The sequence below is a fragment of the Winogradskyella sp. HaHa_3_26 genome, assembly GCF_019278425.1.
Classification (GTDB): Bacteria; Bacteroidota; Bacteroidia; order Flavobacteriales; family Flavobacteriaceae; genus Winogradskyella; species Winogradskyella undariae.
The window spans coordinates 587,240-604,216 of the sequence record NZ_CP058981.1 but is presented as its reverse complement, the minus strand read 5'-3'; the positions used below and the strand labels follow the sequence as shown (position 1 = coordinate 604,216).

The following is a 16,977-nucleotide window of genomic DNA, read 5'->3' as shown; positions in this document are numbered from 1 at the left end:
ATAGTTGCTTATACAAATATATGTCTTTAAAAAGGTAGTGTGTTACACATAGTACTTAATATTAACATTTTATTAACATTAGTTTGAGTTGATTTTTTCTCTTATTTTAGTGAAAACTAATATCAATTAGTAGCTCATTTTCAATGCTATAAAATAAATCTCTATGAATATTTCGCCATCTAAGCTCAATAAATTTTTAATGATAAAACTGCCTGCAGCGTATTTTACAGGTGTAAGAACAAAAACTTTAAATGATACAACATGTATTGTTACAGTAAAACATCGTTGGGTAAATCAAAATCCATTTAGATCTATGTTTTGGGCTGTACAAGGCATGGCAGCTGAGTTAACAACAGGTGCTTTGGTTATGAGAAAAATTAATGTAAGTGGTAAAAAGATATCGATGCTGGTTGCTAGTAATAATGCCACATTTACTAAAAAAGCAACAGGCATTATTACATTTACATGTAACGAAGGAGAGAAAATAAATGAGGCTATAAATAAAGCGATAGCATCTGGAGAAGGTCAGACTTTATGGCTTAATTCTAAAGGAATAAATAAAGAAGGCGTAGAGGTGTCAACTTTTAATTTTGAATGGACGCTTAAGGTGAAATCATAAAATGGTAAAGAAATAATAACTAGAAAGTTCAAAATGAATTGTAACAAATTATCAATTTCATCAACTTATATTTAAAACAACTAAATATTTTTATCATGACATCACACGAAATAGATTACCGCATTTACGGAGAAGAAATGCAATATGTAGAAATAGAATTAGATCCTCAAGAAGGGGTTATTGCAGAGTCTGGGAGTTTTATGATGATGGACGATGGTATTAAAATGGATACAATTTTTGGGGATGGTTCTCAAAAGGACACAGGGTTTCTAGGGAAGATATTAGGAGCAGGAAAACGAATCCTTACTGGTGAAAGTTTGTTTATGACAGCTTTCTATAATAATCTTACAGGTAAACGCAACGTCTCTTTTGCTTCACCTTATCCAGGAAAAATTATCCCTATTGACTTAACAGAGTACGGCGGTAAATTTATTTGTCAAAAAGATGCTTTTTTATGTGCAGCAAAAGGTGTTAGCATTGGTATTGAGTTTTCTAAAAAATTAGGTCGTGGACTTTTTGGAGGTGAAGGTTTTATTATGCAAAAGTTAGAAGGAGACGGAATGGCATTTGTACATGCAGGCGGAACCACAGCCGTAAAAACTTTAGCAGCAGGAGAGACTTTACGCGTAGACACAGGTTGTATTATTGGATTTACTCAAGGTATAGATTACGACATTGAATTTATAGGTGGTATTAAAAATTCGATATTTGGAGGAGAAGGTTTATTCTTTGCAAAGCTACAAGGACCAGGAAAAGTCTACATACAATCTTTACCATTTAGTAGATTAGCGGGGCGTGTATTAGCATCTATTCCTAATGGTGGTAAGTCTAAAGGAGAGGGTAGCGTTCTTGGTGGTTTAGGTAATTTGTTAGATGGGGATAATAGATTTTAAAAAGAAGCAAATGGCTTTAATTTATTGTTAATCAGTTTTTTATGTTATTTTTTTGATCTTATTAAATTGAGTAAATTCAATAATACAATATTAGGTTTTAACATAATAAGCTGTTAAATTTTTAAGTATATCAAATTTGAATTCAAAAAAAATGCTATCTTTAAATCATAAATCGAAACATTAGCTTATAGATTAAAATTACTTTTTGTCAACCTAAAAACATAAAATACTTATGGCGCGAGCAATGTTCGAGTACACTAAAACTGTGCTCAATAAAGTGAGTTTTGACGCAACATTATTTTGCAAAGAAGTGCAAAAAGCAGCAAAACGATTATTACCGCATGAACTAGAAGAACTAAGAATATTTATTAATTCTTTAATCCACCAAAATCCAGAATTAAATCAATGTTTGATTTATTTAAAAGCATAATAAAAAAAGCGACTCAATATTGAGTCGCTTTTTTTAAGAGTTTATAATTAATTGAACCTATTATTTAGCCTTTGGACTAATAATTTCTACATTTTGAAAAGCAATAGCTCCGCGAATAATACCTGAAATTACATCATGCATAGCATCAATAATTTGCATTTTTAATTCACTTTTATGATAAATAATACTCACTTCTCTAGCAGGTGAAGGTTCAGAAAAGAATTTTAAATGCAGACTTAGTTTTTCTTTAATATCTAGAGTGTGTAAATAAGGAAGAAGGGTCATCCCCATACCTTCATTAGATAATTTTATAAGTGTTTCAATACTTCCACTTTCAAGTTGAAACGTTTCATCAACCTGATCTTTAAACGTTTTACAAAGATTAATAACACCATCTCTAAAACAATGACCGTCTTCTAAAAGTAGCATATCATCAATACTTAAATCCGAAGTTTCAATGGTTTTCTTATCTTTTAATCTGTGATTATCTGGTATATAAGCAACAAATGGTTCGTAATATAATACGCGTTCTTTAATGTTTTCACTCTCCAAAGGTGTTGCTGCAATTGCAGCATCTAAGTGGCCATCGCTAATACGTGTTAAAATTTCATCGGTTGTTAATTCTTCAATTTTTAATTTAACTTTTGGATATTTTTTAATAAAACTCTTTAAAAACATCGGTAAAAGGGTAGGCATTACAGTTGGTATAATTCCTAATCTAAATTCTCCACCAATAAATCCTTTTTGTTGGTCTACGATATCTTGAATCCTGTCTGCTTCATTAACAATATTTCGGGCTTGATAAACAATTTTTCTCCCAACCTCAGTAAGTTCAATCGGTTTTTTACCTCTATCAAAAATAATGATATCTAATTCATCTTCTAACTTCTGAATCTGAGTACTTAAAGTCGGTTGTGTAACAAAACATTTTTCTGCGGCTTTAGTAAAATTCTTATGTTCTGCTATTGCTAAAGCATATTTTAGTTGCGTAATCGTCATGGCTATTAATTTAGACTATAAAAGTATAAAAAGTATTCATTATAACTATGATATTTTTGCCCTAAAAATCCGTAAATTTGATATAACAAAAAACAGATATTATGACATTAAATAGCATAGGTTTAGATACCAAAAAAACGAAAGTATTAGCTGACGATTTAAATCAGTTATTAGCAAATTTTCAATTGTATTATCAAAATTTAAGAGGAATACATTGGAACATTAGAGGGCGTGCTTTTTTTGATTTACATGTTAAATTTGAAGAGTTATATACAGATGCTAATCTAAAAGTAGATGAGATTGCAGAACGTATTTTAACGTTAGGAGCAACTCCATTACATACATTTGAAGACTATACGCAAGCAGCAAAAGTTCCTGTTGGGAAAAATATTTCTAAAGATGAGAAAGCTGTAGAGCTTATTGTTGAATCTTTAAGTGAACTATTAAAAATGGAACGTTCTATTTTAGAGTATGCAGGTGATGCAAATGATGAAGGTACAAATTCAATGATGAGCGATTTTATTACTGAACAAGAAAAAACAGTTTGGATGATGAAAGCTTGGTTGGGTGAAACAGTATAATCAAGGATTTATTTAGTAAAGTGATCGGTTGGGGCTTTTAAGTTTTAAAGCTTAAAAAATACCTTACCTTTTAATATTTAGAATCGCAGAGTTTTATAATCTCTGCGATTCTTTTTTTGTTTACTATTCAGTCGTTTTATTCAACATATTTGATATAGAGTTTTTAATATGTCAAATCAATAGCGATTTATTATTTTCTATTAATATTTTAAATTAAAATTTCAGTTTAAAAACATCAATTTAGAAGTTAACTTCTAAATTGATGTTAATACGTCTTATTAGGAACGTTAAAAGCATTATTTTTATAATGCTATGAAAGAAAAAACTAATAAATCTGGCTTTGTATTTAAAACTTACGAAGCACCAAATCAATCTCCTTTCGATAAACTTTTCGAAATATTTAAGGAATTAATTACGCATACTTCTGGTGATTTTGATGAAGCCATTGACTGGTTACGTCAGCTAGATAAAGAATATAAGTTAACCACACCAGATTATACTATTGATGATTTTATTGAAGACTTAAAGAATAAAGGCTACATCCAACAAGAAATTGATCCCGATGGTGCCGGAAATGGAGGTATCACCATTACTGCAAAAACAGAACGTGCCATTCGTCAACAAGCCTTAGACCAAATTTTCGGAAAAATTAAGCGTAGTGGTTCTGGGAATCATAAAAGCAAAGGTTCTGGTATTGGTGACGAACATACAGGCGATTTTAGAGCTTATCAGTTTGGTGACGGCTTGGATAAAGTATCGATGACCGAAAGTTTACGAAATGCTCAAATTAATAATGGTATCGGCAATTTTAGTCTCACAGAAGATGATTTGGTGGTAGAAGAAACACTTCATAAAAGCCAAATGAGTACCGTATTGATGATTGACATTAGTCACAGTATGATTCTCTATGGTGAAGACCGAATTACACCAGCTAAAAAAGTTGCTATGGCTTTAGCCGAAATGATTACCACACGCTATCCAAAAGACACTTTAGAGATTTTAGTTTTTGGTAATGATGCTTGGCCTATAAAAATTAAGGATTTACCATATTTAAAAGTAGGACCTTACCATACCAATACGGTTGCAGGTTTACAACTGGCAATGGATATGTTACGTAGAAAACGGAATACCAACAAACAGATTTTTATGATTACCGACGGAAAGCCAAGTTGTTTGCGTCTGCCAGACGGTCAATATTATAAAAACAGTAATGGTCTTGATCCATATATTACTAATAAGTGTTACGGAATGGCGCAACAAGCAAGGCGTTTGCATATTCCTATCACCACATTTATGATTGCTGAAGATCCTTATTTAATGCAATTTATTAGAGAATTTACAAAAGCGAATCGTGGAAAAGCATTTTACACCGGACTGAAAGGTTTAGGTGAAATGATTTTTGAAGATTACGAAAACAACAGAAAAAAAAGAATTAAAGGATAAAGAAAAAAGAAGATAGAAAAGAGACATTGCTAAGTCTATTTCTAATTTCAAAATAAAAGATATGAAAAAAGAAGACATAAAAACATTAGGTGAATTAAAAGCATCAGGTTACCAATCTAAATCTATAAAAGATGAATTGAGAGATAATTTGATTGAAAATATAAAAAATAAGAAAACTACATTTGAAGGGATTCACGGTTATGAAAATACTGTGATTCCAGAATTAGAACGCGCTATTTTGTCACGCCATAATATTAATTTATTAGGATTAAGAGGTCAGGCAAAAACACGTTTGGCGCGTAAGATGGTGACGCTTTTAGATGAATACATTCCGGTAGTAGAAGGTTCTGAGATTAATGATGATCCTTTAGCACCAATCTCTAGATTTGCAATAGAATTAATTGCAGAAAAAGGCGAAGAAACACCAATTACATGGTTACATCGTGATGATCGTTTTGCTGAAAAATTAGCAACACCAGATGTTACGGTTGCCGATCTTATTGGGGATGTAGATCCTATAAAAGCAGCGAATTTAAAATTAAGTTATGCCGATGATCGTGTGATTCATTATGGAATGATTCCACGTGCTAACCGTTGCATTTTTGTTATAAACGAATTACCCGATTTACAAGCACGTATTCAAGTAGCTTTATTTAATATTTTACAAGAAGGTGATATTCAAATTAGGGGTTTCAAATTACGATTAGCCTTGGATATGCAATTTGTTTTTACAGCAAACCCTGAAGATTATACTAATAGAGGAAGTATTGTAACTCCTTTAAAAGATAGAATTGGTTCTCAAATTTTAACGCACTATCCTGAAAATATAGAAATAGCGAGAACCATTACCTCACAAGAGGCAAAACTAGACAACAGACAATCAGAATCAGTTTATGTCCCTGAGTTAGCAAAAGATTTATTAGAACAAATTAGTTTTGAAGCGAGAGAGAGTGAATATGTAGACGTTAAAAGTGGTGTAAGTGCACGTATGAGTATTACAGCTTTTGAAAATCTATTAAGCACAGCAGAACGTCGTGCTTTAATTGCTGGTGACACAGAAACCGTGATTCGTTTATCTGATTTTGTAGGTGTCATTCCGGCCATTACAGGAAAAGTAGAATTGGTTTACGAAGGGGAACAAGAAGGTGCAGACTTTGTGGCAAATGCTTTAATGGAAGCCGCAGTAAAAACCTTATTTCCTAAATATTTCCCTAAAGTAGAAAAGTTAGAAAAACAAGGTGATGAAACTCCTTATGATGATTTAATTTCATGGTTTTTTAATGGTGATGGTTTTGAATTGTTAAATGAATTTAATGATGAAGCTTACAAAGCTAAAATAGATGAGGTAACACCTCTAGATGCTTTAATTGCGGATTATCAACCAGAACTAGATCCTAGAGATGTGTATTTTGAAAAAGAATTTATTCTTTGGGGTTTAACACAATTTAAAAAATTGAGTAAGTATAGTTATTCGGAAGGCATGCAATTCCAAGATCCTTATGGTAATTATATTAGTGGATTATAAATTTACCGATTACCACGATTTTTAATATTAGAATCGCAGAATTTTATAATCTCTGCGATTCTTTTTTGTTTTGTATCCTCGCGCTTGGCTTGGTTTAGCCAATATAAATATCCTTTTTTGTAACTCGGTGCAAAGTTGAGGAAATTGGTATAAGCATTTTTGTTTTTATTAAATGCAAGTTGAAGATCTTCAGGAATAATACCTTTTTCAACAGCGTCTAAAGCTGTCCAGCTTCCATTCTCTTTAGCAATCTTAATAGAATCAAGACCTTTTGGATGCATTAAGTTGTCTTTTTGTAATTCTTTTATATACGTTTTGTTAACCGCACTCCAAACACTTTTGGGCTTTCTAGGACAAAAATATTGTCTGCGTTTACCATCGCCTAAACTTTTTACGGTAGCATCTATCCAACCGTAACAAAGAGCTACTTTTACAGCTTCTTCCCAACGCATGGATTCTTTTTCGTGATCTACTTTATAGAAAATTAAGTGTATTGCTTTTTCAGAATCATGGTTTTTGTGTAACCACTTTCTCCATTCTGTATCTGTTTTAAAGTATAATTCAGGAATTTCCAATAATTATATTTTTTTTGCGTTGACATAAAAATCTCTATCGATGATAAAATCTTCTGAAGTTACTTTTTTAGATTGCCATTTCATTTTAGGAAATAACCATTCCGATTTCCCATTAATTTCAACTTGAATAGGCATATCAAAATTTTCAACCGTATTTATCCAACGGTATTTTAATTTACCTTTTTTAATGCGATATTCTAAAGTCGGAATTTTTATCGTTCTTAAATATTGATTAAAAAATGCGGTTAAGTCAATGCCTGTTTGTTCGCTTAAATAATCTTCAATTTGTTTAGTGGTAACGGTTTGGTGGTAAAACGTAGATGATAGCCCTCGTAGTATTTGTCGCCATTTTTCATCATCTTCTACCAATTGGCGAAGTGTGTGTATTAAATTTTCACCTTTATAATACATATCGCTAGACCCTTCGTTATTCACATCATAATAACCAATTAAAGGTCTATCGTTTTGAATGTTTTTACGTGTTCCTATAACATAATCTGCAGAAGCTTCTTTTCCATAGTAATAATCTAAAAACAGATTTTCAGAATAGGACGTAAACCCTTCATGAATCCACATGTCAGCAATATCCTTATTGGTAATATTATTAGCAAACCATTCGTGTCCGGCTTCATGAATAATAATAAAATCAAACTTCAACCCCCAACCTGTTCCTGATAAATCTCGACCTAAATAACCCTCTTTATATTGATTACCATAGGTTACTGAACTTTGGTGTTCCATACCTAAATAAGGCACTTCTACCAACTTAAAACTGTCTTCATAAAAAGGATAAGGACCAAACCAATATTCAAAAGCTTCCATCATTTTAGGGGCATCTTTAAAATGTGCTTTAGCTTTTTCAAGATTATCCTTTAAAACATAATAATTCATGTCTAAATCTCCTTTTTCGCCTTTATAAACTTCAGAGAAATTTGCATAATCACCTATGTTAATATTGACACCGTAATTATTAATTGGGTTGCTTACAAACCAATGCGAAGTTACCGTATCACCATTATCGATTAGCTTTCGTAAACGACCGTTAGAAACATTAGTGAGCCCTTTTGGGTTGGTAACACTAATGAGCATACTATCGACTTCATCATACATATGGTCCTTGTTTGGCCACCAAACACTAGCGCCTAAACCTTGGCAAGAGGTGGCTATAAAATCTTTGCCGTTGTGGTCTTTTTTCCAAGAAAACCCACCATCCCAAGGTGCGCGTTTGGCTTCTGTGGGGTGACCTTCATAAAAAACATCAATACTGTTAACTGTTCCAATTTTTTGTTGGTTAATTAGTGTTACAAAATGCGCATTACCATCATGTCTTATTTGTAATTCTTCACCATCTTGAAGAACTTTAGTGATTCGTAAAGGGGGTTGCAAATCTATTTGCATTACCTGATGCGGTTTTAATACTTTATATTGAATGGTGTTTTTTCCTGAAATAAATTTTGCGTCAGGTTTAACTTCAACATCTAAATGGTAATAGGTTAAATCCCACCATTCACGTTCTGGTGTAATGCTTCCTCTTAAAGTATCTTGATGTGTGAAGTTATTTTTTTCAGTAAGTAGCCCTTGACTTTGGCCGTTTAAAAATATAAACAATGTAAAAAGTACGAATACAATGGTTCTCATAGGGATTTTATAATCTTATTTCTGCCGTGAAAATAAAGGAAAGGTTTTTATCTTAAAATTTTATTTGGAAAAACAACAACGCTTTCGTGTCCGTCTTCTGCTACAGCAGCTACACCAAAGAAAGAATTATCAATAACAATACCATCTAGTGTGAATTCGGTTGTGTTTTCTACATAACGACTGTAATCCCAAGTTGGTGATGTTGTATCTCTCCAGTAAATTTTATAACCTTTTGCGCCTTCTACTTTTGTCCATTGCAATTTTGCAGAAGCTTCTACAATACCTCCAATGCTTACTTCTGTAGGCGATGGTGGGGCAAAAGCAAGGCTTGCCATAGTAATAGCATTCACCGTGGTTAATTTTTTACAGTAAGCAAAATTAACATGCTCAAACGTATCGCCGTAATTAATACCGTTTTCCGTTCTAATATCTTGGTGTTGTTGTGTGTAATTTTCGTGCGCTTCCATAATTCGAAGTGCTGGGAAACCAGCATCGTTAAAGGGTTTATGATGTCCGCCACGTCCAAAACGATCTAATCTATAAACTAACATCGGGTTCATTTCTGGCATATACGTTTTTGTCGTTTTATAAACATAGCGTGCCAATTGACGCGAAACACCATCAACTTCACCACCATAATAACGTCGGGCACTAGCTTGTTTGGCTAATTTTTCAGGATTAGTTTCTGCGGTAGTTATGGGTTCCGAAAAAATGCGAAATGTTCTATTATCAATAACACCATCTACGCCAGATATATTCCCAATCATGTCATTATTTAAAACACCTATAATATCCCAATGCTTTTCTTGTGCATATTGAGCTAAACCTTGTCCGCCAAATAAACCTTGTTCTTCACCTGAAAGTCCAACATAAATAATACTATTTTCAAATTTGTATTGCGATAATACTCTTGCCGCTTCCATAGTACCAGCCATACCAGTAGCATTGTCATTGGCTCCTGGTGCATCAGACGTATAATCATTAGGATCGGTAACTCTAGAGTCAATATCACCACTCATTATAATAAAGCGGTTTGGGTATTTTGTACCACGTTGTATGGCAACGACATTCACCACGTTGACATCTTTTATAATGCGTTGATTACTGCCTTTTTCTACAAAATTAGTTTGAAAGAAAACCTCTAAGCAATCTTTACAATCTTTAGAAATGTTATCGAATTCCGACTTTATCCAACGGCGAGCAGCACCAATACCTCTTGTTTCTGAAACGGTATCACTAAGCGTATGTCGTGTACCAAAATTAGCTAAGGTTTTTATGTCATTTTTAATGCGGTCTTCTGAAACGGCATTAATAATATCATAAATTTTAAGGTCTGTTTGTGCACTTAAATTAAAACAAAGTGCTAAGGTTAAAAGTAATAAGGCTTTATTCATTTAAAGTTAGTTTTTCAAGAAGTTCTCTTACTTTTTCAGGACCTTTAATTTGATATTTTGCTTTAGTTTTAATATAACCCACTTTTATGGTGGTTGCTAATTCTGGAGCTGCTTCAAACATATATTCGTCGGTCCAATCGTCTCCCATAATTAGGATAAAGTCGTAATCTTCCTTTCTTAATAACTGACTAGTCGCTCTACCTTTGTTAACATTACTACTTTTTATTTCAATAACCTTGTTGCCTTGTAAAACAGATAATTCATTATTAGCTACCATACTGGTTAAAACCGTATTAAGTTCCATGGTTCTAATTTGTGCCAATTCAGGATCTGCTGTTCTATAATGCCAAGCTAAAGAGTATTCTTTTTCTTCAATAAAAGTACCTGGTGTTCGGTCTACAAAAGTTTCGAGAATAGGTTTTATACTAGACATCCAATCGGTTTTAAGGATTTCTAAAGGTGTCCATTTTTTATGTTTACGCATCCAAACGCCATGATCTGTAATAAGATCGTAGTCTTTATGACCATACCATTGTTCAAAAGTGGCTTTGTCTCTTCCACTTATTAAACAAAGTTTTGTGTCTTTTTGATTTTGAAATTTATCTAAAAGGGCAAAAAGCTTGTCGTCAGGTTTGGCATCTTGTGGATTATCCTTAAAACCAACCAGAGTACCATCATAATCTAATAAAATTAATCGTTTTTTAGCTTTCTTGAAATTTTCAACAATATTATTTTCATCATTGTCGTTTAATTTTTTTGAAACAAAAACATCTTGTAATTCATTAGTGCTTTCTAAAGTTTTGAAAAATTCTTCCGCCCATTTTTCTACATCGTAACGTTTTAAACGTTTTTGTAAAATTTTCATTCGGCTTTTTTGCTCTTCCAAAGGCATGGTTAAAGCTTTGTCTAATGCAGTAGCAAAGTCTTCAAAACTATTTGGGTTAATAAGGATAGCTTCGTTCATTTCTTTAGCTGCACCAGCCATTTCACTTAAGATAAGAACACCATCTTGTTTTGTTCTTGTAGCGACGTATTCTTTGGCTACTAAATTCATTCCATCTCTTACAGGTGTGATTAATGCAACATCTGATGAGGTATATAAATCAATAAGATTTTCAAAAGGGAGTGATCTGTAGAAATACCAAATTGGTGTCCAACTTACGGTTGAAAATTCTCCATTTATACGTCCGACTAATTCATCCGTTTCACGTTTCAGTTTTTGATATTGTGGCACGTTAGAACGGGACGGAACCGCAAGCATAACCAATCTTACCTTTTCTTTATATTGAGGATAGGTGTTTAAAAAGTATTCAAAAGCTCTTAATCGATTTGGGATTCCTTTAGTGTAATCTAAACGATCAATAGTTAATATAAATTTTTGGTCGTCCCCTTCATTTAAATGAGTGTTTAATCGTTTTTGAAGTTCAGATTTTTGTGTGTTAGGATTATCATGTTCTTGTGCTGCATTGTAAAACTTACCGTAATCGATTCCCATTGGGAACGAATCTACTTTTACAATTCTATCTTCATAAGTAATTTCATTAAAATTAACTTCTAAACGTAAAATTCGTTTTACAGAACTTAAGAAATGACGCTCATAATCATAGGTGTGAAATCCAATTAAATCGGCACCAAGCATTCCTGTTAAGAGTTCTTTACGCCAAGGGAAGGTTCTAAAAATTTCATATGAAGGAAAAGGAATATGTAAAAAGAAACCAATAGTAACATCGGGTCTTTTTTCTTTAATAAGTTGTGGCAATAGTAATAATTGATAATCATGGACCCAAACGGTGTCGCCTTCTTCAATAGTATCTAAAACAACTTCGGCAAACTTTTGATTAACGCGTTTGTAAGCTTCCCATTGCTCAGTTTCAAATTTGGCATATTCTAAAAAATAATGAAATAAAGGCCAAAGTGTACGGTTACTAAATCCTAAATAAAAATCTTCTACATCAGCTTCTGTAAGTCCGACGGATCTACATTTTGCATTTTCAATTTTTTCATTGACTTTAGATTTTAGGTCTTCATCTAAATCTTCGTCTGTAATTCCAGACCAACCAACCCAAACCCCATTTCCATCTGCATGCACGGACTTCATTCCTGTTGCAAGTCCTCCAACACTGGGAGTTACATTGAGCTTGTCGTCTTCAATTGAAATTTGTAATGGTAATCTGTTTGAAACAATTATTGTTTTATTCATGATAATATTTTGGATGGTTTTCAAGTTTTTCGTTAATTTAAAGAAATTAGAATTTTTATCATCATTTTAAACCAAAAAATTAATGAATAATTTAGATTACGGAATTATAGGAAATTGTAGAAGTGCCGCTTTAGTATCAAAAGATGCGTCTATTGACTGGTGTTGTTTGCCTAAATTTGATTCTGCATCAGTATTCGCAAAATTGCTAGATGATAATATCGGAGGAAGCTTTGGTTTTATTGTTGATGACGGCTATACGACCGATCAGTTTTATCAAGAAAACACAGCCATATTAGTCACACGTTTTACCAAAGGCAACGATGTTTTTGAAGTTGTTGACTTTATGCCAAGATATCACAAGCCAAATGGAACGTATCATTCACCACCAGAATTTATTAGATATCTTAAATATGTTTCGGGTCAGCCAGAATTAAAAGTGGCTTACGATCCTAAGTTAGAATATGCAAAAGGAGTCACGTCTACTTATGTAAAAGATGATTTCATTGTAAGTCTTAATAATGAAGATACTTACGATACTTTATTTTTATACACAGATTTAGATAAAGAGGCGGTTTTAAATGGTGATACAATTGTATTAGATAGTGATCATTTCTTTTTAGTGGGATACAATGAGAAATTGTTTGTACCACACTTAAAATATGCAAGCTTAGAATACGAACGTACCAAAGTATATTGGTTAAATTGGTTAGAGCGCACACCAACTTACAAAAAGTTTAACGAGCAAATATCGCGTAGCGCAATGACTTTAAAGTTGTTGAGTTATGATAAAACAGGGGCCGTTTTAGCAGCTGCAACCACATCTTTACCAGAAACGATTGGTGAAGTTAGAAACTGGGATTATCGTTTTTGTTGGATTAGAGATGCCTCTATGGTGATTAAAGTGATGTCGCAATTAGGACATAAAAATATCGCCAGACGTTATCTTAAATTTATCATTGATCTGATGCCAGATAAGGATGAAAAGTTACAGATTATGTACGGTATTAGTGGTGAAAAGAAACTTACGGAAGAATCTTTAGACCATCTTTCTGGTTATAAAGGATCGAGTCCGGTTAGAGTAGGAAACGCCGCTTACATGCAAAAGCAGAATGACATTTATGGTATTTTAATGGATGTGATTCACCAATTACTCGTTAATTTTAGTAACGATATTGATAACGGTGAAGAGCTTTGGACCATGACTAAAGGTATTGTTTGGGTGGTAAGTAAGCATTGGCAAGAACCTGATAAAGGTATTTGGGAATTTAGAGAAGGCGATCAGCATTTTACATTCTCTAAAGTGTTATGTTGGACAGCTGTTGATAAGGCTTTAAAAGTGGCTAAACTTTTAGGTAAAACCTCTAAACTACCAAAATGGGAAGCTTTAGAAAAAGAAATACGTAAGGATATTATGGATAATGCTTGGAACGAAAAAGCGCAAGCATTTACCCAAGCTTATAATTCGGAAGATTTAGATGCTTCTGTTTTATTAATGGAATCTTATGGTTTTATAGATGCTAAACACCCAAAATTTGTAAGCACCGTAAAAGCCATTGAGCGTGATTTGTGTTATGAAGGTTTATTATACCGTTATAAAACCAAAGATGATTTTGGATTACCATCTTCGTCATTTACCATTTGTACCTTCTGGTTTATTAATAGTTTATACAAAATAGGTGAAGAGCAAAAAGCCACAGAGCAATTTGAAAAATTATTATCTTACAGTAATCATTTAGGTCTATTTAGTGAAGACATAGACTTTAAAACGAAACGTTTGTTAGGTAATTTTCCACAAGCTTATTCGCATTTAGCACTCATTGAAACGGCTATAAATTTATCTAACGTTACTACGGCCGAAGAAAATGTAAAAAATACAATTAGAACAAAGAATTAATTATTCTTTTAAAAGAAGTGTTCCGAAGATATTAGCATCGATCCAACCTCTGTTTTTATCTTCACCTTCTACAGGAATAGAACCAATAAAATTTTCACGTTCTAGGCTTTTGTCATTGTCACAGTAGGCAATGGCAAAGCCTATTTTTTTGTTAACGCTTAAATTCACAGGTGTATTAGAGCCTTTATCGTTGTAAGAATCATCATATAAAGACATTTTTACTTCCCAAATAGTTGTGTTTCCTAAGGTTTTATTTTTTGATTCTATATGTGAATTGTACAGTTTTCCTGTTTTTTCAGTAGACATATCAACCACATTACCATCTAAAGCAATATGATAGGCAAAGGCATTGTGATTATATTGATGTTCTCCACCACTATTGTCTTCATCTACAAAAATTTCTAAACAGTCATCATCCCACCATTTTACTAATGGATCTTCAATCTTATCTATTAGAGTATCGTCTTTTATTTCGGCTAAAATATAAAGAGCATCATTTGTCCAACTTAATTTAAAACGACCAGAATAATCCTCTTTGGTAAGTGAATCTCCCAACCAAACTTGGTCTAAAGCATACCATTTACTTTTTGCCCATGCAGAATCATTAGCCACAGCATCTACAATAATAGTGTCTTCAGATTTGTAAACTTCTCGTAGTTGCTTTTCAATTTTAGTAGAAGCTGTTTTCTGCGAAGGTTGTGGTGTTTCTTTATTTGCATTTATTTTCTCTGTTTTCGATTCATTTTTACAATTAAAAAGAAGCGTTAAAAGAAGTAGGAGGTAAGTGGCTTTTTTCATGGGTTATTTTTTGTAATTAAATTTTACTGTCTTTACAGTTTTAGACTTAGTTTTCTAAGTTTTAATAATGATCTCAAAGGTATATTTTTTAAGTTGAATTTGGATAATTAAATTATATTACTACATTTGTAGTATTAAAACTATAATTGTGGATATAAAACAACTTAATAAATCAGAGCTTCAGATAATGAAGTATTTATGGATGCTTGAAAAAGGATTTATGAAAGACATTGTAGAGAAATTTCCAGAACCGAGACCAGCTTATACTACTATTTCTACGTTATTAAAACGTATGACGGATAAGAATTATATTGGTTTTGAGCGTTTAGGTAGAGACAAAGCTTATTTTCCTATTCTTAAAAAGAACGATTATTTCACTAAGCAAGTTAACGGAATGATTCAACATTTTTTTAATGATTCTAAAGCACAATTTGCTTCGTTTTTTACAAAAAATGCAGATTTGTCTATGCAAGAGCTAGAAGAACTTCAAGCTTTATTAAAGCAGAAAATGGACCAAAAGAAAGCTAATGATTAATTATTTTATATATACCGTCATTAGCTTAGGCTGTTCTTATGCTGTTTATTTCTTGTTACTTAGAAAGCAAAAAACATTTCAATTTAATCGGTTTTTCCTAATTGGTTCTATCCTTTTGTGTTTGGTAGCTCCATTTATTGAAATAGAACTATTTAATGCCGTCCCTAGTATTACTGAAATACCTTTAGAGAAAATTACAGAGTCGACTTTTGAAACTCCACATATCGAAGCTATTACTTTTGATGAGGTTACACCAGTACATCAATCATCCATAAATCCTGTATTCATTATTTATTTGATGATTTCTGGTTTTTTTATGTTGCGATTTTTAAAGAATTTATTGAAGATTTATAAGTTGACAAGATACGATTATAAACGTGTTGAAAGGTTGAAATTAATTAAGGTTACCGATTCCGATATGGTATCTAGTTTTTTCAATTATATGTTTATTCCTGAAAATAATTACTTGTCTAAAAATGATTATTTAAGTGTTTTAGCACATGAAACCGTACATAGTGAAGAATACCACACTTTAGATATTATACTTTTAGAATTGTTGAAGTGTATATTTTGGTTCAATCCATTTGTATGGATGTACAATACATCTATTTTACAAAATCATGAATTTATAGCCGATGAACAATCCGTTTTATCTGGCATTGCCATCGAAAATTATTCTAATACCATTATTAATTTAGGACAAAAGGAATACCGCGTTCCTCTAACTAGCGGATTTAATTTCATTCAAATCAAAAATCGAATTATTATGTTACATCAATCAAAATCATCAGTATTCAAACGAACGTTAAAAATTACTTCTGTCATTTTGCTTTTTTCAGGCATCTTTGTGTTTAGTTCTTATAAAACATTAAAAGATCCACTAGTGGTGGTTATAGATGCAGGACATGGAGGGCATGACGCAGGTTCTGCTAATGAAAAAGATATCGTCCTAAATATTTCTAAGCAATTATCACTCTTAAGCAATGATGAGATTAAGTTTATTACCATAAGAGAAGGGGATGATTATTTGTCATTACAAGAAAGGACTCAATTTATAAATGGTCAAAACGCAGACATAATGCTTAGTTTGCATTGTAATAATGCTTCAAACTCTAATGCGAATGGTTTAGAGGTGTATTATACTAATGAAACTAAATACGAAAAAGCATCTATGGCAGTGGGATTTGCATTGTATAATCAACATCTAAAAAATAAACTGGTTGATAAGGCTAAAATGAAAACAGCTAATTTCTATTTATTGAAAAATATTAACTGTGCAGGTGTGATGGTAGAACTTGGGTTTTTATCAAATGAAAAGGACAGAAATAAACTTAACACTCATATGCATCAACAAGATATTGCCAAAACGTTGTACGAAGGCTTATTAGAATTTAAAGACAATAAAAAATTACAAGTTTTTTTAGAAAAGGACTGAAAGAGAACTTTACTAAAA

The 16,977-nt window shown here is 32.3% G+C and carries 15 protein-coding genes; 9 read left to right on the top strand and 6 right to left on the bottom strand.

Translation table 11 applies throughout. The features are described 5' to 3' along the window. Positions 1 to 163: 163 nt before the first annotated feature. The 3 genes from H0I32_RS02570 to H0I32_RS18055 all read left to right on the top strand — a co-directional run bounded on the left by H0I32_RS02570 (position 164) and on the right by H0I32_RS18055 (position 1,942). Complete coding sequence (locus H0I32_RS02570; RefSeq protein ID WP_179313976.1) at positions 164 to 619, top strand: DUF4442 domain-containing protein; 456 nt, start codon at positions 164 to 166, stop codon at positions 617 to 619. A 95-nt stretch (positions 620 to 714) separates the two neighbouring features. Continuing rightward, positions 715 to 1,512: a TIGR00266 family protein gene (locus H0I32_RS02565; protein WP_173586874.1), complete on the top strand. Its 798-nt coding sequence runs from the start codon at positions 715 to 717 to the stop codon at positions 1,510 to 1,512. Positions 1,513 to 1,744: 232 nt separating this feature from the next. Next, positions 1,745 to 1,942, top strand: a complete 198-nt coding sequence (locus H0I32_RS18055) for a hypothetical protein (RefSeq protein ID WP_246293613.1) — start codon at positions 1,745 to 1,747, stop codon at positions 1,940 to 1,942. A 60-nt stretch (positions 1,943 to 2,002) separates the two neighbouring features. Here the strand turns inward: H0I32_RS18055 and H0I32_RS02560 are convergent, their stop codons facing one another. Then, positions 2,003 to 2,941 (bottom strand): LysR substrate-binding domain-containing protein, encoded by a 939-nt coding sequence (locus H0I32_RS02560; RefSeq protein ID WP_179313975.1) that lies wholly within the window; start codon positions 2,939 to 2,941, stop codon positions 2,003 to 2,005. Positions 2,942 to 3,042: 101 nt separating this feature from the next. Here H0I32_RS02560 and H0I32_RS02555 point away from each other — a divergent pair, with 101 nt between their 5' ends. The 3 genes from H0I32_RS02555 to H0I32_RS02545 all read left to right on the top strand — a co-directional run bounded on the left by H0I32_RS02555 (position 3,043) and on the right by H0I32_RS02545 (position 6,490). Further along, complete coding sequence (locus tag H0I32_RS02555) at positions 3,043 to 3,522, top strand: Dps family protein (protein ID WP_173586877.1); 480 nt, start codon at positions 3,043 to 3,045, stop codon at positions 3,520 to 3,522. 312 nt (positions 3,523 to 3,834) lie between these two features. Further along, entirely contained in the window at positions 3,835 to 4,965 is a 1,131-nt protein-coding gene (locus H0I32_RS02550) for a vWA domain-containing protein (protein WP_173586878.1), read from the top strand. A 61-nt stretch (positions 4,966 to 5,026) separates the two neighbouring features. Next, positions 5,027 to 6,490 (top strand): magnesium chelatase, encoded by a 1,464-nt coding sequence (locus tag H0I32_RS02545; RefSeq protein ID WP_173586879.1) that lies wholly within the window; start codon positions 5,027 to 5,029, stop codon positions 6,488 to 6,490. A 2-nt stretch (positions 6,491 to 6,492) separates the two neighbouring features. On the opposite strand, the gene H0I32_RS02540 is transcribed toward H0I32_RS02545, so the two are convergent. Genes H0I32_RS02540 through H0I32_RS02525 form a run of 4 tightly spaced genes read right to left on the bottom strand, consistent with a single transcriptional unit; the run spans position 6,493 to position 12,297 of the window. After that, positions 6,493 to 7,065 (bottom strand): YdeI/OmpD-associated family protein, encoded by a 573-nt coding sequence (locus tag H0I32_RS02540; protein WP_179313974.1) that lies wholly within the window; start codon positions 7,063 to 7,065, stop codon positions 6,493 to 6,495. Between the two features lie 3 nt (positions 7,066 to 7,068). Beyond that, the gene (locus H0I32_RS02535) at positions 7,069 to 8,703 is read right to left on the bottom strand and encodes a M1 family metallopeptidase (RefSeq protein WP_179313973.1); all 1,635 of its coding nucleotides are present in this window, start codon (positions 8,701 to 8,703) and stop codon (positions 7,069 to 7,071) included. Between the two features lie 47 nt (positions 8,704 to 8,750). Then, positions 8,751 to 10,097 carry a M28 family peptidase gene (locus tag H0I32_RS02530; protein ID WP_179313972.1) on the bottom strand — a complete coding sequence of 449 codons (1,347 nt, stop codon included), beginning with the start codon at positions 10,095 to 10,097 and terminating at the stop codon, positions 8,751 to 8,753. Beyond that, a complete protein-coding gene (locus tag H0I32_RS02525) occupies positions 10,090 to 12,297 on the bottom strand; it encodes a bifunctional alpha,alpha-trehalose-phosphate synthase (UDP-forming)/trehalose-phosphatase (RefSeq protein ID WP_179313971.1) in 2,208 nt (735 codons plus the stop codon). The genes H0I32_RS02530 and H0I32_RS02525 overlap by 8 nt, the downstream gene beginning before the upstream one ends. Positions 12,298 to 12,379: 82 nt before the next feature. On the opposite strand from H0I32_RS02525, the gene H0I32_RS02520 reads away from it, so the two are divergent. Beyond that, complete coding sequence (locus H0I32_RS02520; RefSeq protein ID WP_179313970.1) at positions 12,380 to 14,191, top strand: glycoside hydrolase family 15 protein; 1,812 nt, start codon at positions 12,380 to 12,382, stop codon at positions 14,189 to 14,191. Here the strand turns inward: H0I32_RS02520 and H0I32_RS02515 are convergent, their stop codons facing one another. Beyond that, positions 14,192 to 14,989 (bottom strand): sugar-binding protein, encoded by a 798-nt coding sequence (locus H0I32_RS02515; protein ID WP_179313969.1) that lies wholly within the window; start codon positions 14,987 to 14,989, stop codon positions 14,192 to 14,194. 148 nt (positions 14,990 to 15,137) lie between these two features. Here H0I32_RS02515 and H0I32_RS02510 point away from each other — a divergent pair, with 148 nt between their 5' ends. Both H0I32_RS02510 and H0I32_RS02505 read left to right on the top strand, forming a co-directional pair. Then, positions 15,138 to 15,524 carry a BlaI/MecI/CopY family transcriptional regulator gene (locus H0I32_RS02510; protein WP_173586885.1) on the top strand — a complete coding sequence of 129 codons (387 nt, stop codon included), beginning with the start codon at positions 15,138 to 15,140 and terminating at the stop codon, positions 15,522 to 15,524. After that, complete coding sequence (locus H0I32_RS02505) at positions 15,517 to 16,959, top strand: M56/M15 family metallopeptidase (protein ID WP_179313968.1); 1,443 nt, start codon at positions 15,517 to 15,519, stop codon at positions 16,957 to 16,959. The genes H0I32_RS02510 and H0I32_RS02505 overlap by 8 nt, the downstream gene beginning before the upstream one ends. Positions 16,960 to 16,977: the final 18 nt, after the last annotated feature.